The organism is Paenibacillus sp. FSL P2-0136 (assembly GCF_037975325.1).
Taxonomy (GTDB): Bacteria; Bacillota; Bacilli; order Paenibacillales; family Paenibacillaceae; genus Paenibacillus_AQ; species Paenibacillus_AQ silagei.
In genome coordinates this window covers 833,852-853,401 of sequence record NZ_CP150244.1, presented here as the reverse complement: position 1 = coordinate 853,401, position 19,550 = coordinate 833,852, and the positions used below count along the sequence as shown (strand labels likewise).

General features: G+C 53.7%; 18 protein-coding genes. 5 read left to right on the top strand and 13 right to left on the bottom strand.

Features of this window, described 5'->3' with window-relative positions; genetic code table 11:
* Positions 1 to 3: 3 nt before the first annotated feature.
* From NYE26_RS03540 to NYE26_RS03530, 3 genes are all read left to right on the top strand, one after another.
* Positions 4 to 1,641: an AraC family transcriptional regulator gene (locus NYE26_RS03540; RefSeq protein ID WP_339253912.1), complete on the top strand. Its 1,638-nt coding sequence runs from the start codon at positions 4 to 6 to the stop codon at positions 1,639 to 1,641.
* Between the two features lie 81 nt (positions 1,642 to 1,722).
* Positions 1,723 to 2,724 carry an iron-siderophore ABC transporter substrate-binding protein gene (locus tag NYE26_RS03535; protein WP_339253911.1) on the top strand — a complete coding sequence of 334 codons (1,002 nt, stop codon included), beginning with the start codon at positions 1,723 to 1,725 and terminating at the stop codon, positions 2,722 to 2,724.
* Positions 2,721 to 3,512 carry a (2Fe-2S)-binding protein gene (locus tag NYE26_RS03530; RefSeq protein ID WP_339253910.1) on the top strand — a complete coding sequence of 264 codons (792 nt, stop codon included), beginning with the start codon at positions 2,721 to 2,723 and terminating at the stop codon, positions 3,510 to 3,512. Before NYE26_RS03535 ends, NYE26_RS03530 begins: the two co-directional genes overlap by 4 nt.
* A 48-nt stretch (positions 3,513 to 3,560) precedes the next feature.
* Here the strand turns inward: NYE26_RS03530 and NYE26_RS03525 are convergent, their stop codons facing one another.
* The 4 genes from NYE26_RS03525 to NYE26_RS03510 form a co-directional block, all read right to left on the bottom strand.
* Positions 3,561 to 5,780, bottom strand: a complete 2,220-nt coding sequence (locus tag NYE26_RS03525) for an alginate lyase family protein (RefSeq protein ID WP_339253909.1) — start codon at positions 5,778 to 5,780, stop codon at positions 3,561 to 3,563.
* A gap of 33 nt (positions 5,781 to 5,813) precedes the next feature.
* Positions 5,814 to 6,683 (bottom strand): carbohydrate ABC transporter permease, encoded by an 870-nt coding sequence (locus NYE26_RS03520; RefSeq protein WP_036723143.1) that lies wholly within the window; start codon positions 6,681 to 6,683, stop codon positions 5,814 to 5,816.
* Positions 6,684 to 6,707: 24 nt separating this feature from the next.
* Complete coding sequence (locus tag NYE26_RS03515) at positions 6,708 to 7,616, bottom strand: ABC transporter permease subunit (RefSeq protein WP_036723142.1); 909 nt, start codon at positions 7,614 to 7,616, stop codon at positions 6,708 to 6,710.
* Positions 7,617 to 7,694: 78 nt separating this feature from the next.
* A complete protein-coding gene (locus NYE26_RS03510; RefSeq protein WP_339253908.1) occupies positions 7,695 to 9,266 on the bottom strand; it encodes an extracellular solute-binding protein in 1,572 nt (523 codons plus the stop codon).
* A 222-nt stretch (positions 9,267 to 9,488) separates the two neighbouring features.
* On the opposite strand from NYE26_RS03510, the gene NYE26_RS03505 reads away from it, so the two are divergent.
* Together NYE26_RS03505 and NYE26_RS03500 are read left to right on the top strand one after the other, a co-directional pair.
* Complete coding sequence (locus tag NYE26_RS03505; protein ID WP_339253907.1) at positions 9,489 to 11,294, top strand: histidine kinase; 1,806 nt, start codon at positions 9,489 to 9,491, stop codon at positions 11,292 to 11,294.
* Positions 11,281 to 12,897 (top strand): helix-turn-helix domain-containing protein, encoded by a 1,617-nt coding sequence (locus NYE26_RS03500; protein WP_339253906.1) that lies wholly within the window; start codon positions 11,281 to 11,283, stop codon positions 12,895 to 12,897. Before NYE26_RS03505 ends, NYE26_RS03500 begins: the two co-directional genes overlap by 14 nt.
* Here NYE26_RS03500 and NYE26_RS03495 read toward each other — a convergent pair.
* The 9 genes from NYE26_RS03495 to NYE26_RS03455 all read right to left on the bottom strand — a co-directional run bounded on the left by NYE26_RS03495 (position 12,836) and on the right by NYE26_RS03455 (position 19,537).
* Positions 12,836 to 13,435 carry a hypothetical protein gene (locus NYE26_RS03495; RefSeq protein ID WP_339253905.1) on the bottom strand — a complete coding sequence of 200 codons (600 nt, stop codon included), beginning with the start codon at positions 13,433 to 13,435 and terminating at the stop codon, positions 12,836 to 12,838. The two genes, NYE26_RS03500 and NYE26_RS03495, sit on opposite strands and share 62 nt — an antisense overlap.
* A 99-nt stretch (positions 13,436 to 13,534) precedes the next feature.
* Positions 13,535 to 14,197 carry a molybdate ABC transporter permease subunit gene (modB, locus tag NYE26_RS03490; RefSeq protein ID WP_339253904.1) on the bottom strand — a complete coding sequence of 221 codons (663 nt, stop codon included), beginning with the start codon at positions 14,195 to 14,197 and terminating at the stop codon, positions 13,535 to 13,537.
* Between the two features lie 29 nt (positions 14,198 to 14,226).
* Complete coding sequence (gene modA / locus NYE26_RS03485) at positions 14,227 to 14,970, bottom strand: molybdate ABC transporter substrate-binding protein (RefSeq protein WP_339257306.1); 744 nt, start codon at positions 14,968 to 14,970, stop codon at positions 14,227 to 14,229.
* Positions 14,971 to 15,520: 550 nt separating this feature from the next.
* Positions 15,521 to 15,901 carry a hypothetical protein gene (locus tag NYE26_RS03480; RefSeq protein ID WP_339253903.1) on the bottom strand — a complete coding sequence of 127 codons (381 nt, stop codon included), beginning with the start codon at positions 15,899 to 15,901 and terminating at the stop codon, positions 15,521 to 15,523.
* A gap of 19 nt (positions 15,902 to 15,920) precedes the next feature.
* A complete protein-coding gene (locus NYE26_RS03475; protein WP_339253901.1) occupies positions 15,921 to 16,298 on the bottom strand; it encodes a PLDc N-terminal domain-containing protein in 378 nt (125 codons plus the stop codon).
* Positions 16,276 to 16,596 carry a hypothetical protein gene (locus NYE26_RS03470; RefSeq protein WP_339253899.1) on the bottom strand — a complete coding sequence of 107 codons (321 nt, stop codon included), beginning with the start codon at positions 16,594 to 16,596 and terminating at the stop codon, positions 16,276 to 16,278. The genes NYE26_RS03475 and NYE26_RS03470 overlap by 23 nt, the downstream gene beginning before the upstream one ends.
* The gene (locus tag NYE26_RS03465; protein WP_083685401.1) at positions 16,597 to 17,151 is read right to left on the bottom strand and encodes an RNA polymerase sigma factor; all 555 of its coding nucleotides are present in this window, start codon (positions 17,149 to 17,151) and stop codon (positions 16,597 to 16,599) included.
* Between the two features lie 475 nt (positions 17,152 to 17,626).
* Complete coding sequence (nikC, locus tag NYE26_RS03460; protein WP_339253896.1) at positions 17,627 to 18,520, bottom strand: nickel transporter permease; 894 nt, start codon at positions 18,518 to 18,520, stop codon at positions 17,627 to 17,629.
* Positions 18,521 to 18,532: 12 nt separating this feature from the next.
* Positions 18,533 to 19,537, bottom strand: a complete 1,005-nt coding sequence (locus NYE26_RS03455; RefSeq protein ID WP_339253894.1) for an ABC transporter permease — start codon at positions 19,535 to 19,537, stop codon at positions 18,533 to 18,535.
* Positions 19,538 to 19,550: the final 13 nt, after the last annotated feature.

Sequence of the window (19,550 nt, the reverse complement as noted above, 5' to 3'; positions counted from 1 at the left end):
CGCATGTTATCCACAATACCGCAGGCAGCGTTCAGGCTGGAGCGCTTGTTTTTTTCAAGCGTACACAGCTATTACGGAAGATTGGCAGAAGGGGAAGCTTTGCCCCGAAGGACCCTTCACCACCATGCCTTGTGTTATGTCACAGAAGGTAAAGGACAGATTATCCTAAATGGAGGGCTGCTTACAGCGAATAAAGGAGATTTCTTTTTGTTGTTGCCCGAAACTTCAGTGGAAGGCAAAGCGCTGACGACAGAACCGCTACGTTATGTGATCATTTTCTTCTCCTGTATACAGCTTCGTAAGGATCACAGGCACCAGGAGCTACATCCTCCGGTATTTCCGGTTAGCGGGAAGCTTGAAGCATCTGGCCATCCGCAGGCTGCAGAGATCAACCGGCAAATGACCTCCTTTCACCGTACCCGTAACCTGGAGGAAATCATGCACGCCAAGCACCGGCTGCAACAGCTGCTCGCGTTGATACTTCAACCAAGTAAGCGTATTGTGCAGGACAAGGCTGTAGGGATGGATATTGTGCTTGCCCACATGAAGAACAACTACAACCAAGAGCTTAAAGTTGGGCAACTGGCTCTAATGGCGGGCTTAAGCACCAATCATTTTATCAGAGCGTTCAAGCAGCTTACAGACAAGACACCTATGGCCTATTTGCAGGAGGAACGGATAAAAAGGGCCAAGCAGCTGCTCTTCTCTTCCGAACGTGTCAAGCAGATCGCCAAGGAAGTGGGCTATAAGGACGAGCATTATTTCAGCCGGGTGTTCAAGAAATCGGAAGGCGTGGCACCGGCCAGCTACCTCAAAAACAATCATATCCGTATTGCTGTTCTCTACTATGGTCTGGATGATTATCTGATGACACTTGGATTGATGCCAGTGGCTGCGCTGTCTTACCGGGAGCGGGTGTCAAGAAATTACAGCCTTCCCCACCCCGGTGTGCCGGAGCAGGAAATTGTCCGCCTGAACGGTTCCCGGTTGAATTATGAAGAGCTGGCACGGGTGAGGCCTGATCTGATTATTGGGAGCGACCGCCTGTTACCAGGCGAGCTGCTGGAGTCCATCGCACCGACGGTTGTTCTTAAGCATACCGATAATGTGGAGCAGCAGTTGTCCCGTTTGTCCCGCATTCTGGGCAGAGAGCAGCAGGCAGACGACTGGATGAACCGCTACGCAGAGCAGAAGCACCTCCTTAGATCACAGCTGGAGGCACAGGATGTGCGGCCCACAGTTTCTTTTATCAGAGTCAGCTCTGAATTCTACCGCTTATACGGCGCCTCCAATCAGACAGGAACTCTGCTATACCAAGATCTTGGACTGAGTCCGCCCCCCTCAACCCGTGAGCAGACTGAAGCAATGGATTTCGAGATTCATGAGCTTCCCCGGCATAACCCGGGAACCATCTTTTTGGCTGCGGACCCTACCCTGGAATCGAGACAACGGCTGGAAGCACTGCTCTCGTCCAGAGAATGGTCTTCACTGGATGCAGTGAAGCAGTCCCGGGTATTCGATGCCGGAGACCTGTTGTTCAAAACACTTGGACCCTCAGGCAGAAAGTGGGCCATGTCGTATGTTGCATCCCGGATTAGCAGGCCGGCCGATAGAATTATCCACGCCAACACAGGGTTATAATCCATTGTAAAGTAGGTATCGTTCTCCTATCATAATGATAATGATTATTATTATCTATTGCACAAAGGAGACTAGAAATAAATGAAGCGATTGAAATCCCTCCAGATCATGCTCCTTGCCGTGCTGCTGCTGATACTGGCTGCGTGCAGCAATGGAGCAAGACAACCGGCTTCTGAAGAACCGCGTCCCTCCGCTTCCCAAACCAGCGATCAGGGGGCTGCGGAAACGGGCACACGCACAATTACCCACCTTAAGGGAGAAGCTGTGATTCCGTCCGAAATCGATAAGATCGTTGTTCTCACAGCAGAGTACATAGATCATCTGTTGACTATCGGAGAGAAGCCTTCCGGTGTGAACACAGAGGTCCGGTACGGAGGAGAGTATCTTCCCTATCTGGCTGACAAGCTGCAGGGGGTACAAACCGTAGGTTCGGCGGATAATCCCAACCTTGAGGCCATTACCTTGCTTGATCCGGATGTGATTCTTATTGAGAGCCGGACGGCCGAGAATTCGTATGAGCAACTGAACAAAATCGCCCCTACCATCGTTCTTGGAAATGAATGGCTTGATTATGGCGACGATACTTCCTTTTGGACCAAGGATCTGCTAACCATTGCGGAGATGTACGACAAGACGGACCTGGCGAAGGAAAAAATTGCTGAACTGGAACAGAAAACGATCCAGGCCAGCGAGAAAATCAAAGCGCTGGACAACAAAAAACTCGCCTACCTCCGTGTACGGGAGAAGACACTCCAAGTGTACGCACAACAAGGTCATCCAACCAATGCATTACTCTACCAGGATCTCGGGTTCGAACCTGCCGCACTTACGCCGGAAGAGAAAAGAGTTGATCTATCCTTGGAGAAAATACCGGAGCTGGGGGCAGACTTTATCGTCCTTGAGGTGGATTCCAATGCCCGCGATTTCCTGGACAATATGCAGGCCAGCGCACTCTGGAAGAACATCCCTGCCGTACAGGGAGGAAAGGTTCTTGAGACCGATTCCTTCTGGCTCTTCAAGGGCTGGGGAGTGATCGGCCGGGGTGAGATTATTGATGAAATAATGGCATGGATGGAGCCATGAGCAGCGCTGAACCTTTTGGGAGCCAGTGGATACAAGATTTCATGCAGCAGCATTTTGCCTTGACGGTCACGGAGAACCGGAGTAATTCTTTTCCGTTCAGTACAGAAGATCTATTGGATGAAGCGAAGCTTCCGCTAATTATCGGGCAGCAATCACTCCAGCTTGGGCAGCCTCCGGGAATTGTAGTAGGAACTTTGTTTGCCAAAAGGTACTCGGTGTTGATTATGGGACTGGCCGCCTCCATCACTCTCTTCGATACCCCGCTCTCCCTGCTGCCCGGTGCTTTACGGTTCAAGCTAACGGATGCAGGAATGATGCAGTATGAAGCGGAGACGGCAGCCACGGACAGATGGTTCGATAACTCTTCGAAAATCCGTCAAGCCTGCCTTGCCCACTATATGGATCGCCTGCTGGCACATTTACGGCAGGTGCTCCAGGCTGTATCAGGGTATACGGGAGCTAAGGAGAAGGTCATGTGGTCGCTGATTGCACATAATTTGCATAACCTGTATGGACGGCTGCATACGGACAAGGGACTCTGGGACTCTGAGGATCGGGGCCGGATCATCAGCCAGGATTATACTGCCCTGCTTCAGCCGGAGAAGCCGGATGAATTATCCATGCGGTTCAAGAGCTATGAGCATCCGAAGCTGCGTGGCCGTTCATTATATCTGCGCACGCATTGCTGCCTGGCCTACCGGATCAGGATTGGGCCTGATGCCGGAGAGTATTGCAGCACTTGCCCCAAGCTATCACCGGAAGACAGATGGAATATATTAGACAACTAAGCAACGCCCATCCCCAGTTCAGGATGGGCGTTGCTTAGTTCTGTTCTGCTATCCTCTAGGACCAATATTGACAATAACATCCCGGTTATAGCTGCCTCCGGCAAACGCGATGCCTTCCGGCTCCGTCTTGCGGGGCAGCAGCGCTTCGGAGATTATATTGCCGGTATGGTCGAGGTAGCTGGTGACATCGACACTCTTATGATAGAGGCAGATGTCATCCACCCGGTCTTCCATGACGATACGCAGCGAGGTGGCCTCCTGTACGGAGAGTAGTTCCCCATGCTGCCGTACCGGCAGCCGTTCTACACTCACCTGCGGCTTCGCTGTTCCGAACGGAAAGGCCAGGGTAACGATGGCTGCGCTTCCGGTCAGGGTAAGGGAACGTTTCATTACCGGATTCCCGCTGTAGTGGCCCTGCTTGAAGATCAGGCCCTGCTCCAGCGTCAGCTGGTCGTCCGCCAGCCCGGAGGGCATCGGCTTCAGCAGCAGGTTGGCCCCCTCCAGCTGCGAGACCACTTCCCCGCTGAGAGAATCGTAGGCTGCTGCACCCGGCGGCAGGTGGAAATACTGCTCATAGCGGTGCTGCCCTTCTGCTTGGAACAGGTCCACGATCAGCCAATAGCTGTTCTTGACGAACAGCACCTTACGGGAGTGAACCACCGGATCTTCGTACCGGGTATATCCGTACTGGCTTGCAAAGGTATAGTCATACGCCTCATTGAACTGGGTATCCCAGATTCTGCAGCTCGCCGTAGGCGGCGTATTCCAGTGGAAGCTGCGGACATGCTGGTCCTGACCGTCGACAACTACAGTGTTATGGGCACGGGTCGAGACTGTATATTTACGTTCTTTGTTCCACTCGAACAAGCCCATACCTGAATCCGCCAGCAGTTCGCGTCCTCCGGCGTAGAGCACCAGGCTGAGCGCATCGGAATGAGCATGCCCGCCGACCCCGACACCTGCCCGCATCGCCATGTACATATCGTCAGGACTCCAGCCCTGGCGCGAGGTCACATAACCGCCTGCCGGGAAGCAGGCCGCCGTCTCCGCAGGCTCAACAGCCTTGAGCTGAGCATACTCCGCTGCAGCCTCCGGCCCGATTCTCCACAGCAGGGAGAACGGCAGCCGCTCATGCCCCAGCGCCTTGAAGTCCCCCCGCTGATACAGGTAAGCGCCCAGGCTCATGACATTACGCAGCTCGCTGACCACCTGAACATCGGTATCGCCGAACTTGACCAGCTGCCCGTCCGGGGCCAGCAGATGCATCGTGACGACATACATCTTCTCCAGCGTCTCCCGGTATTCTCCGGCATCGATGCCGAGCTTCTGGTACAGGGCCACCAGTTCATACAGATCGCGCATGACGATCAGGTGGTAGTTCGGACTGCCCTCGAACTGTACCCCGTCGGGGTAGACGTTCTCAAGGATGTATCCCGGCAGCTTACGCCCGGCGTATTCCAGCCACTCGGCGGAATCCTTCAGCTCAGGCAGCAGCAGCGCCGTCTGAGTCAGCCCCCGGAGCTGCATGCAGACATGATTGCCGCCGCTGGCATGGTATTTGCGCACATATTCGCCGTGCTGCTGGAAGGACTGAATCAGCTTCAGCTTCACCTCAGGCTCGAAGGCCGGAGAGCCGAAGAAGGTAATGAAGGCTTCCGGCAGCATGAATATCCGCACACCGGCCGAGAGGGGGTCCCAGCTACAATGCTCCGCCCGGAACGTACCATCCACCGGCATAGGGTTATCGTCAATGAAATGACTGATCATATCATTGAAGCATTTGGCGTATTTATCATCCCCGGTCAGCGCGTAGGCTCTGGACAGACGCTTCACATAGACGAACCGGGTCAGATGCAGCTGATACTGCGAGCTGTCGAACAGCCAGCTGTTCCAGTCGTAGCTTCCGTTCCGGAAGAGCACTCTTTTCCCTTTGAACAGGGGGATATCTCCCTCCACAATCCGGTCCGCCTCGGCAATATCCTGCTGCGCCTCCTCCTCTCCGCTGTAATGGCTGGCGGCGTATGCCTTCAGCTTAGGAACATCCCTCACCTCAAAGTAGTATCTCCCGTTGTTACCTGCTGCAATGACTTCTAAATAAGCATCCCGTGCACCGGGGACATCGCCTATATCCAGCTTAGCCGCTACTCCGGCAAGCTCCAGTCTGGTCAAGTCCAGCCTCGTGCTTAAGAATTCTTCAGCAGATAACTGCGGCTTAGTGTATGCGGGATTGTGCCGCAGATCTTTATACCCCATAGTCAATTCTATCATCACCTCTATCTTCGCGGATCTCTCCGCCTGAGTCTATTCCTTAATCGAACCAAGCATGGCTCCCTTGGCAAAATACTTCTGCAGGAACGGGTACACTATGACGATAGGCAGCATCGCCAGCAGAATGGCCGCATTCTGGACATTGGGTCCAAGGTTGGCCGCAAGCGAGGCATCTACCGCTGCCTCTGCCGAGATATTGGAGGCGCTGATAGCCACCATCTGCCGCAGGAGCGGTTGAATCGGCCAGCGTGTCGTATCATTCAGATAGATAACCGCCGAGAAGAACTCATTCCAGAACTGCACCATGAAGAACAGGGTGAACGTGGCGATAATCGGCTTGGACAGCGGCAGCACGATCGAGTAGAGAATCCTGAATTCCCCCGCCCCATCTATTCTTGCCGCTTCGTCCAGACTCTCAGGCAGGCTCTGGAAGAACGAGCGGATGACCATAATATTGAAGGCACTGGAGGCTGCCGGAAGCACTACCGCCCAGTAAGAATCGATCAGACCCAGATTTTTGACGACCAGATAGTTCGGAATCATGCCCCCGTGAAAGATCATCGTGAAGAAAATAACCAGCAGCATGATCCGGCGTCCGGGCAGAAATTTCTTCGACAGGGCATAAGCCAGTGTAATCGAGACAAACAGGCTGAGCACCGTGCCCATCGCCGTGATAATTACAGAGTTCTTGACGGAGGTCAGGAACGTATTCGCATTCAGCAGATAGCTGTAGGCGTCCAGTGTCCAGTGCTTGGGCCAGATGAAGAAATTCCCGGCCATCGAATCTCCCGGCGGACTGAACGAGACCGCGATAATATATAGAAAAGGCAGAATAACCAGCAAGCTGATTAAGCAAATCATGACTACAATAATGGTGTCAAACCAGGTTGCCTTAAGCTTCATAACCTCTCCACTCCTGTTCTTGTTCTAGAATATGCCTTCCTCACCCAGCAGCTTCGCCGCATAATTGGCCCCGAGGACCAGGATCAGACTGGCAACGGATTTGAACATGCCTACGGTAATCGCGAAGCTGTAATTGAATTGCTCCAGACCGACATGGTAGACGAACAGATCGAAGACATTGGAGACATCCAGGTTAAGGCTATTGGTCATCAGGAAGATCTGCATGAAGTTGGAGTCCATCGAGGAGCCCAGTCGGAGCAACAGCAGAATCACGATGGTCCCTTTGATGCCGGGGAGGGTGATATGCCAGATGCTCTGCAATCGGCTTGCTCCATCCACCTTGGCTGCTTCATACTGCTCAGGGTTAATCCCCGCCAGTGCCGCCAGGAAGATAATCGTGCCCCAGCCCGCATCCTTCCAGATCGACTGGAAGATGACCAGCGGCCGGAACCATTCGTTGCTGACCAGGAAGTTAGCGCTGCCGTCGAACCATTGGCCGAGGTAATGGTTAATGACGCCCGAAGGCCCGAAGAAAGAAATCGTAATCCCGTAAATCACGACCCAGGAGAGAAAATGGGGCAGATATACGATGGTCTGCGAGACACGCTTGAACACCTTAAGCCGCACTTCATTCAGAAGCAGCGACAGGAGGATCGTGAAGGGAAAATAAATGATCAGATTCAGCAGACTGATCAGCAGCGTATTTTTCAGCAACATATAGAAATCGGAGGTTCCGAAAAACTGTCTGAAATTATCCAGCCCCACCCAGGGACTGTCCATCATGCCCTTGAACGGGCTGTATTCCTTGAAAGCCAGAATGAGTCCAGTCATCGGAATGTAATGAAAGGTGAGAAAGTAGAGAATACCCGGTGCTGCCAGTAAGTAAAAAGGCCATAGCTGATGAAACCGTTTGGGTCGTAAAGCTCTCTGCACAGGCTAAACCTCCTTATCCAAATGGGCAAAAGAAAGGGGAAAGCCCCCTCCTTTGCCTCTGTATATAGTGTTGTTGTATTACTTCGCGGAATGCTCTGCGTTATACTGGTCCTGCAGTTCCTTGGTGATCTGCACGCCCGGACCCTCCGTCCAGGTATCAATCTCCTTCTGCACATCCTCCCAGGCTCCCTCGCCCAGCACATACTTTGTCATTACCGCACTCATCTTCTTATAGCTGTCCGGATTCTTGCTGGCGTACTGTGAGTTGTAGCTGAGGAACGGATTCTCCACCCCGATCTTGCTGATCGTATCGAGAGTTGTCTTTTGCAGCGCCAGGATGTCCGGCTCCTTGGAGTTGGCGTATACATATGGATCTGCGCGGTTCTCCAGGATGAAATTGTTCGGCTTATCCAGCTCATACTGCTTCTTCTGCTCCTCGGTCTGCACCGCAACCCCATTCTTGAAATCGCTGGAATGGATGCCGGTGACTCCCGCTTTGGAGAACGCTACATTCTCTTCAGAGGCCGTGAAGTCAAGGAAGTCTACAATCTGCTGCACCTTATCCTCCGGTACGGAGCTTGGAACCGCCCACAGTCCGTAGTACCCGGAGAGTACAGAAGCACCCTTCTGTCCGTTCGCGCCTTCAAGCACATCGACAATCGCGATTTCGGCCTTCGGGTCCGTCTGCTTCAGCTTTTCTACGTTGGTCTCTACAATATCACTGACATTCCCGACAAAAGCACCCGCTGTGCCCGCAAGGAACTTACTCCGCGCCTGCCCCTGGTTCTTCAGTACCGGCGCATCCTTGTCGATCAGGCCCTTGCTCCACGAATCTCTCAGCCACTCCAGGAAGGCCTTGTATTCAGGCGTCTGGAAATCACGGACCACGTTGTCGCCGTCCAGCTTCCACACATTTGGAATGCCAAAGGCATACTGGATCGGGAGGACACCCGAGAACGGCCCGGGGCTATTCACACCGTCTGAACCGTAGATCGTGAACGGGATGGTTTTGCCGCCGCCCGCCGGGTCCTTCTCCTTGAACACTGCAAGCGCATTCGTCAGCTCGTCCATCGTCTTCGGAACTGGCAGATTATACTTATCCAGCCAGTCCTTGCGGATCAGAATATTGGCTTCGCCTCCGCCGTACAGACCGCGCGGCCGGGGAATCCCGTACGATTTGCCGTCAATCTTGGCACCATTCCAGACCACCTCATCAATCTGGCTGATATTCTTGGTCTTCGCAAGGTAAGGCGTCAGGTCATGAAAAGCGCCCATTTTCACGAGGTTGTTGAATTTATCGTCCTTGCCGCCATCCATCAGCAGCAGATCATAGGAATCTCCGGCCGATACCGCCACAGAGAGCTTGTCCGTATAGGCTTCGGATGGCACGAAGGTTACGTTCAGATCTACATTGCCGCGCTTCTCCAGATCCTCCAGTGCCTTGTTGTTCGTCATCTCCGGCGGATTGCCGAAAAGAATGGTCATGGCCTTGATGCTGGCCGGCTTGCTAGCCGCACCGCTTGGTGTACTGCCTTCTGGTGCCGCTGTGCTGCCTGCCGCTGAATTATTACCGCTGCCGCAGCCCGCCAGTGTAGTTACCATCAACGCCGCCGAAGCTACAAGCGGTACAAGCTTTTTTGTAATATTCATTGTCATCCCCCGTTTGCTTGTATTGATTGCGTTTACATCGTGCTTACACTTTGGATTATAGAAGACGCCGGAGCTTAAGAACATGCCGGATTCCAGCCAAAGTGTCACCATTTTTAAGATTTGCCGGGCCGCAGGTATCTCCATGTCCGCCAATGTACTATAATCTGTTTAGGATAGCCTGCCCGGTATCCGTAGTCCAAAACCCTTAACGGATGTGACGCTATGAATTCACCCTTTTTCAGCTTTTTGCGGCGGAGCTTCTATATTAAGATGATTGTGGTCATGTTCGCCATCTCGGTGGTTCCGCTGATTGTGCTGTCCTTCATTTCTGTAAGCGTATCCAGCACGACGGTGGAGCAGCAGGTGAACCGCCTGAATGCCCAGCTCGTCAATCAGGTCGTGGACCGGATTGAATTAACCATGACCCGGCTGCGGGAGCTAAGCGAGCAATACTCGCGGATCTCGTCCATTCAGAGCGCGCTGGTCTCGCCTTCTGCCCAATATTTTGAAGAGGTGGTCCGCAAAAAGGATCTGATCTCCGTGCTCAGCGGCGCGTCCGCCATCATCGGGAATGTGGAGGGCCTACAGGTCTATTCCGCCGTTACAGGAGAGGTTCTCTCCTCCACGGAAGCCCCGGCCATGCTGGAGGAGTCCCCGTACCGGCCGCTGATTGAAGCGTATCTGGCTTCGGGACGGCCGAATCTTTTTCTGGACAAGCATTCGCTGCCTCAGCTGGCTATTCTGAATTCGTCTACCTATTATATCTCACGCGTTCCCTTCGACTTATATAAGGACCTGAAGGGCGTACTGCTGATCTCTATGAATAATAGCCAATACCAGCAGCAGATTGAGAATATTCAGCTTGGGAGCGAGGGCTCTATCTCCCTGCTGACGGAAGACGGCCTGACCATTGCCACGACCAGCAAGCTGGAGAAGCAGGCGGATAAGCAGCGGGTTCAGGAGATTCTGGGGCGCTGGAAGGAGCTGAAGCGCCCGGATCAGTTCGCGGCAGGCTCCTCTATTGTCTCTGTCAAGCAGACCTCCACCTACGACAAGTGGATCGTGCTCTCGGAGATTCCGTCCAAGGAGCTGACGGCCAGCGCCGAGATTATCCGCCGGACGGTCACTTATTTTCTGCTGATTCTGGTCTGTCTGGGGGCGCTCTGTGTGGTCGGCTTCGGGTATCAGCTCTACCGGCCTCTACAAGCTGTGAAGCGGCAGGTCGATGCTCTGAAAAAAGGGAATTTCGAGGCCCGGGTCACCCATTTCGCCAATAATGAAATCGGGGATCTGGGCCGGATGCTCAATACCATGGCTGTCCGCATACAGGATCTGCTGGCAGACCTGCATGATTCGGAGGATCTGAAGCGCAAGCTGGAGATTCGGGCGCTGCAGTCGCAGATCAACCCCCATTTCATGTACAATACCCTCAATACGATCCGTATGTTCGCCATGATGAAGGATTATGAGAAGATCAACTCCCTGATGGGAAGGCTGGTGGCCTTGCTGCGGTATTCCATGGAGAATTTCGAGCAGACGGTACAGCTCCAGCAGGAGCTTGATTATCTGGCGGATTATGTCGGGCTGCTGAATATGCGCTACAAATGCCAGATCCATCTGGAGGCTGAGATTGAGGAGCCGCTGCGGGGCATGATGATTCCGAAGCTGGGTCTGCAGCCGCTGATTGAGAACTCCGTATTCCACGGCATTCTCCCGCTTAAGGCACCGGAAGGGCATATCCGTGTGCGCGTATACAGAAGTCCCGGCGGGAGCCATATTATTGTACAAGTCGAGGACGACGGGAACGGTCTGGAAGAGGCTGAGCTGAGGAAGCTGCAGCTCCATCTCCAGCAGGAAGAGTCTGCCGAGAACATCGGACTGCAGAATGTATGGATGCGTATGAAGCTGCTGTTCGGGGCGGAGACACAGATCCTGCTCACAAGCGCTCCGGGCGAAGGCTTGACCATCCGCATGCTGCTGCCGTCCGGGAACGTTCTGATTAAGGAGGAACATCATGAATCACTATAGAGTTGTCCTTGTGGAGGACGAGATTCCGGCAAGAACCGTCTTCCGGCATTTCATTGAGGAGCGTGCAGATATGTTCACCCTTGTCGGCGAAGCCGAGGATGGCCGGGACGGCCTGGAGCTGTTCCTGAAGCATAAGCCGGAGCTGATTGTTACCGACATTACAATGCCGGGCATGAACGGGCTGGAGATGCTGCGCGAGATCGAACGGAGCGGGGCACCTGCCCCTCAGATCATTATCCTGACCTGTCATCAGGACTTCCACTATGCCCAGCAGGCTATTCATCTGAAGGCGGCCTCCTATCTGATCAAGGATGACTGCCTCTCCGATCCGGGCCTGTTGACCCGGACGATGGAGGAGCTGGCAGTCCTGGCGGATTCACGCGGCGAGACGAGAGACAATTATCTGCAGCTGGAGCAGCAGGTCCGCCTGAGCGAAGTCGAGATCGAGCAGAGCCTGTTCCTCGACATGCTGCGCAGCCCGGCGGCTGAAGCCAAATGGCTGCGCAGTCTTGCGGACTCGCAGCTCCCGCTTCACGGCCAGGGCTTCATGACCCTGCTGCTGGAGCTGGACCGCAACTCCCTGCGCTTCCCGATCGACCAGCTGGAGGAGCTGAAGCTGTGGCAATTCGCCGGGGTGAACGTGCTGAAGGAGCTGCTCGGCAGCATAGGCCCGCATAAGGTTATCGCCCTCGACAAAGGGCGGTTCCTTGCCCTGTATACCGACAGCTTCAAGACGGAGAGACCCCGTTTCCTGGAGCAGGTGCTGGAATCCCTGGCCGCGAATCTCCGGATGAGCTGCATCGCCTTGCTGTGCAGCTTCGACCAGGGAATGGAGGAGCGGCCGGAGACACTGAAGCGGCTGGCTTCGGCGCCGTATCCGTTCTTTTACCGCTGCAATGAGCTTATCGGCATTGGGGAGTGGGGGCAACTCTCCAGCTTCCAGCGGATTCCTGAGCCGCAGAGCCGCTTCTGGAGCAAGGTGCTGAAGAAAGCGCTGCTGGAGCCGCATCTCAGCACGGCAGCTCTAGAGCAGGAGCGCCAATCCCTGCACCGTCAGGCGATGGAGCAAGCCTGGGACCCGGAGCAGATCAAGTCCCTATATCTGCGAGTCTTTCTGGATATGAGCCATAACGTTATTGGGGCGGAAGGCGGGGCGGATCTCGAAGCAGAGCTGCGTGTACAAATCGAGCTGTGCCAGACATTCAACGCTGTACATGAGATCACCTGCGATCATTTCCGCAAGCTTCAGCAGCTGCAGGAGGGCGGCCGGAAGATCGATGCCTCCATCACACGTATCATTCAACAGATGCGCGAAGATCTCAGCTATCCCTACAAGCTGGAGGAGCTGGCCGCTTCGATCAATTACAGCGTGCCCTACTTCAGCTCCATGTTCAAGAAGGCCGTCGGTGAGAGCTTTGTCCAATACCTGACCCGCCTGCGGATCGAACAGGCCAAGCTGCTGCTGCTCACCACCGACCACAAAACCTTCGAAATCTCCGAATCCATCGGCTTCGAGAATTACCGGTCCTTCAACCGGATCTTCAAGAAGGAGACCGGCGTCTCCCCCTCCGACTACCGCCGGCAGGGAACTCAAAGTATATAGGTACAGGAACAGCAGCATGGTCTACGCGCCGCTCCCGGTCCCATGTGGTCGGTTTTTCGATTACATTTTGCCTACGCGCCCGCGCAACGCCGATTGTGGTCGGTTTTTCGATTACATTTGCTCCACGCGCCTCCGCAACGCATATTATGGTCGGTTTTTCGATTACATTTGGTCCACGCGCCTCCGTCACGCCCAATGTGGTCGGTTTTTCGATTACATTTGGCCCACGTGCCTCCGCAATGCACATTATGGTCGGTTTTTCGATTACATTTGGCCCACGTGCCTCCGCAACGCACATTATGGTCGGTTTTTCGATTACATTTGCTCCACGCGCCTCCGTCACTCCCAATATGGTCGGTTTTTCGATTACATTTGGCCCACGCGCCTCCGTCACGCCCAATGTGGTCGGTTTTTCGATTACATTTGGTCCACGTGCCTCCGCAACGCACATTATGGTCGGTTTTTCGATTACATTTGCTCCACGCGCCCGCTCAACGCGGAATGTGGTCGGTTTTTCGATTACATTCGGCCCACTCACCACACACACCAGCCGATTGTATCCGGTTTACCGTAAAAAGCCCCCGCCTTCACCGGAAATTCCGGTGAGGACGGGGGTTACCCTTGTTAAGCTAAGCCGTCAGGTACGGCGGTTCACGAACATCAGCATAAGTGTGGAGATGACAATGATCGAGCCGACCCACATCCAGGCCAGCGTCATATTGCCGCCATCCACCGCTACATAGATCGCGGTAGGCACGGTCTGGGTGCGTCCCGGAATATTGCCCGCCACCATAATCGTTGCCCCGAACTCGCCCAGCCCGCGGGCGAAGCCGAGGACATAACCGGCAGCCAGCGAACGCCCGGCCAGCGGCAGGGTCACATAGCGCAGCACCTGAAGCTCGCTGGCTCCCTGCGCCCTCGCTGCATCCTCAAGGTCCTTCTCTACCCCTTCGAAGCCTGCCTTGACCGTACGGTATACCAGCGGAAAAGCAACCACAACAGCGGCAATGACTGCCGCCCCCCAGGTGAACAGAATCGTTTGCTCTGTGAACTGTTCATACAGCCTGCCGATCCAGCTCCGCCGGCCGAGGATCACCAGCAGGACGAAGCCGACCACGGTTGGCGGCAGCACCAGCGGCAGCAACAGGACCGTTTCGACCAGGCTGTGTCCGAAGAACCGGCGTCCCGCCATCTTCCGGGCAGCCAGTGTGGCCAGCAGGAACACGATCATACTGGTTAATACCGCAATCTTGATGGACAGCCAGACCGGGGCGAAAAAGTCGGTCCAATTGATCTCCATCTCTTTTCACCCTATCTAATAGAAGTTACTTATTTCGCCAATTGAAACCCGTAGCCAGTAAAGACCGAGCTTGCGGCAGCAGTCTGCACATAGCTGTAGAACGCTTTAGCCTCCGCCTGATGCTTCGAATCCTTAACAATGCCCACCGGATAGTTAATCGCCTTGTGTACATGGCCGCCCACCGTCAGGGCGATCTTCACCTTCTTCGAGGTTAACGCGTCCGTCTTGTAGACGAACCCGGCATCTGCATTGCCTGTCTCCACATAAGACAGCACCTGGCGGACATCCTTAGCGAAGACCAGCTTGCTTTGCAGCGTATCCCATACCTTCTTCGCGGTCAAGGACTGCTGAGCGTATTGTCCGGCTGGTACCGATTCCGGCTGGCCTACGGCTACCTTTTTGAAGGCTGGAGCGGTAAGGTCAGTAATGGTTGTAAGCTTCGTGTTCGAATCGGAAGGCACAACGGCGACCAATTGATTCTTCAGCAGCGCCTTGTGGTCTGCAATCAGCCCTTTATCCACCAACGCGTTCATCTGCTTATCGCCTGCCGAGAAGAACAAGTCGGCCGGTGCCCCCTGCTCAATCTGCTTCTGCAGCGTACCGGAGGCGCCGTAGTTAAACACCAGCCTAATCTCAGGATGCTGCTTCTCATACTGCACAGCAATCTTGTCCAGACTATCCTGCAGACTCGCTGCTGCGGAGACAATAATCTCCGTCTTCTTCACTGCCGCCTCAACATCTCCTGCTGAGCCCGCCGACACGCCCGCCACCATAAGCAGCACCACCAATCCCGCCAACCACTTCTTCAGCACACTCCATACCTCCCAATCCCTATTCTTTATTTTGATCATATTCTAGCAAGTTAAATCGAATTATACAATGCATTTGATTATGTTTGTATATGTTTAGTTATAATTAGTATCAAAACACCCCCACAAAGTGCAGCTTTAGCTTCGATGATGAATCAGGTACTTTGCGGGGACCCCAAAACATATAAATCCTAACAAAATAGGGACTCCCCTAATCCATACAGCAAAAAAACCCCGCCCTATGTATAGGGAAGAGGCCTGTTCTAAGGCTATCTGCAATAATCTTCTCGCTATATAAATTGAACTAATGTTTTTATGTTTTGGAATTAGCCGTGACTCCAGAGAAGTTTTGGACTTCCGGCCGCTGTTGTCTACAGATTTCATGATTTTATACCTTTTTTAACGGTTGAAATCCGTAGACAAAGGCGGTCGCTACCGCTCCTCCAGTTCCAAAATTCCCCTCCGCCACTTTTCCTTTAACTTAAATTTTTTAGTTCAATCTATATAGCTCCAGTTATTCGACCTTGAAAGCAACCTTGAAGCTTCCCTTGGCATCTTCCCCCTTGATTTCAATCCGGTATTTCCCGTCCTTCCCGGCTTCCACCTTCTCGGTACCTGATTCATTAGTTGCCAGTTCAGTAAGCACCTCATTATCCGGCCCGTATAACTTCATGGACAGCTGGCCCTTTTCCACCTTGGATTTGTAATCGATGCTGATCGTTTCGCCGCTTTTCATGCTCAGCTTCTTCTCCTCTGTGCCCGTAAAAAGCTTGTAGGAGCCGCTTATTTTGCTCTTCGTGCTGGACCCGACGTACATTATTTTCTTGTCACAGGAAGTCAGCAGCACCGACGCCATGACGATCAAAATCCCCAGTTTCATCCATTTATTCTTCATATCCCTAACACTCCCCGGTTTAGATTAGATGGCCGCAGTGCGGACAACGGATACCCTCATTGCCTGCATTAGATGCTATGTGAATGTGATGCTGTTTCCTTGCCAGGAGATACAGGATCAGACCGATGAAATTAGGGATATAGATGACCGCAGTCACCCACAGCCAGGCATTCATCCGCCGCCGCGAGGCATCTTTATAAATGAATACCGCGATTAGCACATTCAGCCCCAGGAACAGCAGGGCCAACAGGCTTATCACGATGAGCCAGGTCAGATTCTCCTCCATAAACTCGCCCATATAGGGGCTTATAGCGTACCCCAGCGCAATACAGCTTACCAGGATGGTTGCTGTAAGCGCCCAAAAAACAAATTTCTCAACGGTTAAGTGAACTTTCATAAGACCCTCTCCCGCCTCCCATAGTACTGTACAACAGCAATGTTCCGGCGACCATTGGAGACAGGATGAACAGCAGCCCCATGCTGATCTTCCATTGCATGGCAGCCGGACCGGCCAGGAAATACAATCCCAGCACCAGGAATACCAGCCATTGCAGGACCATTAACCCGGAAAGGATTACCATTCTTCTGCGCCCGTGAATCCGCCGAATCGTATTAGAGACAAGCTCTGGTGATGGCGTGAGCGGCAGATTGAAATATTCCGTCAGCAGCCGGTCTTCGTCTCCGGACTCCTTCATTTAATTCATCTCCTTCATTAGCTTGTGCAGCAGCTTCTTACCATGATTCAATCGGGATTTGACAGTTCCGAGGGGAACCCCCAGCACCTCCGCTATGCCCTCATAGCTGAACTCCTCATAGTAATACAGCACGAGAGGGGCAAGGTAACGTTTGGGCAGACTCCGCAGGCATTCCTCCAGGAACCGGTGCTCCTCATGCCGCAGCAGATCCTCTTCTGCCAGTGGAGCCGGGTCTCTAATATGTATAAGCTCAGCATCCGAGGACAACCAGGTCCAAAGGGCATACACGCTTTTCCACTTCCGGTAGCGGTCACGGTACATGTTGAAGGCCACCTGGAACAGCCAAGGCTTAAAGGGACGCTCTGCATCATACTTCTCCAGCTTGCGGAGCACACGTACCCATACCTCCTGGAACAAATCCTCCGCATCCTGCCGGTTCAAGGTAAGATGGCGGCAGAACCGGTATAAATCATCCCTATACCTGACAATGAGAAACTCAAGATGCTCTTGTTGACCGGACTTGCATCCTTCAACGAGCTGTTTGTCGGTCATCATCTGTTCTCCGCCCACCCTTTCAACCTACATTACGAAGCGTTTCAGATATTGTTCGAAAATTCACAAAGTTATTTTTGGGAAAAATAGGGCTTCGGTTCACAGAACGCTGAGAAACGAATCTCCCATTCGGGAACCACGTTGGGCTAATGCTGAACTAAGGTTTAGCCCTGACCCGAGGACAGGAGGTGGAACTGGCTTAATTGCAATTCGTACAACTAAAATGCCCGATTCCTAACCCTTCTCACGTTTAGTTGTATTTCGTACATTTAAAAGGCAGCCTTCTCCCGTTTATCAGCTAATTGGGCAGATTTAGTTGTACAGAATACAGTTAGAAGATGAAACTATGCCTTTTGGCTGCTTTTAAGTGTACATTCTGCAACTAACACAGGAAACCACCTTCCATCAAAACAAGAGCTGTCCCAAGCAGCCATTGATATGGCTTGGGACAGCCCTTGCTAATACCTTCTATTCAGATTTAATTCTTCATCCGCGGGTCCAGCACATCCCGCAGGCCGTCGCCCATCAGGTTGAAGCCGAGGACCGTCAGCATGATGGACAGGCCCGGGAACACCACGGTCCAGGGGGCCTTCTGGATAAACTGGCGGGAATCGGAGAGCATCTTGCCCCATTCCGGGTCCGGCGGCTGAGCGCCCAGTCCAAGGAAGCCCAGGGCAGCGGCTTCAATGATGGCTGTCGCGACGCCAAGAGTGCCTTGAACAATGATCGGCGTCAGGCTGTTCGGCAGGATGTGGCTGAACAGAATCCGCCCGTTCTTCATCCCGATGGCCCTGGCCGCCGTAATGTACTCCTCGGACTTCAGGCTCAGCACCTTGGCCCGGACCAGCCGGCCGTAGGTCGGGATGTTGACGATGGCAATCGCGTAGAGCGCATTCTGCAAGGAAGGTCCCAGAATAGCTACAATAGCGATGGCCAGCAGAATACTCGGAAAAGCCAGCAAAATGTCAAACAAACGGGAAATGATCATATCCATCCATTTGCCGTAGTATCCGGCGAGGATGCCCAGCGCAGTGCCGACAATGATCGAGCCGATTACGGAAAAGAATCCCACCCAGAGTGAAATCCGCGCCCCATAGATTACCCGGGTGAACAGATCCCGCCCCAGATCATCCGTACCGAACCAATGCTCTGCCGACGGCGGCTTCAGGCGGTTCACCAGCTGCTGGGCCTTGAAATCATACGGGGCAATCCATGGCGCGAGCAGCGCAATCAGTACAAAGAACAGGATAATGCCAAGCCCGGCCATGGCCGTCTTGTTCTTGCGGAAGGCCTTCCACGCATCGCGCCAGGGGCCGGAGGCTTGATCCGCCGGAGCCTTAGGAGGTGAAGCCTGTAGTGCTGCCTGTCCCATAGCTGCTCCCCCTCACTTGTAATTGATGCGCGGATCGATAGCGGCATACAGCAGATCCACCAACAGATTGATGACCACAAAGATAAAGGCAATAATCAGAATCCCCGTCTGAATCACCGGATAATCCCGCGAGCTGATCGCTTCGAAGATATAACGCCCTACACCGGGCCAGGCAAAAATCGTCTCGGTCAGCACCGCCCCTCCGAGCAGCGCCCCCGTCTGCAGACCGATTACCGTCAGCACCGGAATCAGTGCATTCTTCAGCGCATGCTTATAGACCACGAGGAACTGCGACATACCCTTGGCCTTGGCTGTACGGATATAATCGGAATTCATCACCTCCAGCATACTGGAGCGGGTCATCCGGGCAATGATCGCCATCGGAATCGTGCCAAGTGCAATACTCGGCAGAATGAGATGCTTAATGACCGTCCACAGTTGGTCCCACCGTCCGGCCAGAATCGTATCCAGCACGTACAGGTTGGTTATCGTCTCCACCGGATTGCGCTGGTCCATCCTGCCGATGGACGGCAGCCAGTGCAGCTTCAGCGCGAAGAGCAGCTGCTCCATCAGCCCCAGCCAGAAGATCGGCATCGATACCCCAATGAGCGCGATGATCATCGCCGTATAGTCAAACCAGGAGTTCTGCCTCCAGGCGCTGAGGATACCGGCGTTCACTCCGACGAAGGTTGCGAACAGCATGCTGGCAGCCGTCAGCTCCAGCGTAGCGGCCAGATACGGTACGATTTCTTTGGCAATCGGCGTTTTGGTGCGGATCGAAGTCCCGAGGTCCCCCCGGGCCAAATCACCCATGTAGTTAAAATATTGCTGCAGCCAGGGCTTGTCTAGGCCAAGCTGGTTACGCAGCGCCTGCTTGGATTGCTCCGTCGCCTTCTGGCCGAGAATCGTCTCGGCTGGATCACCCGGAATGGCATGGATAATGGAGAAGACGATCAGGGTCATACCGATCAGCACGGGGAACAGCACCATCACACGTTTTATGAGGTAAGAGTTCAATTCCGTTCACCTT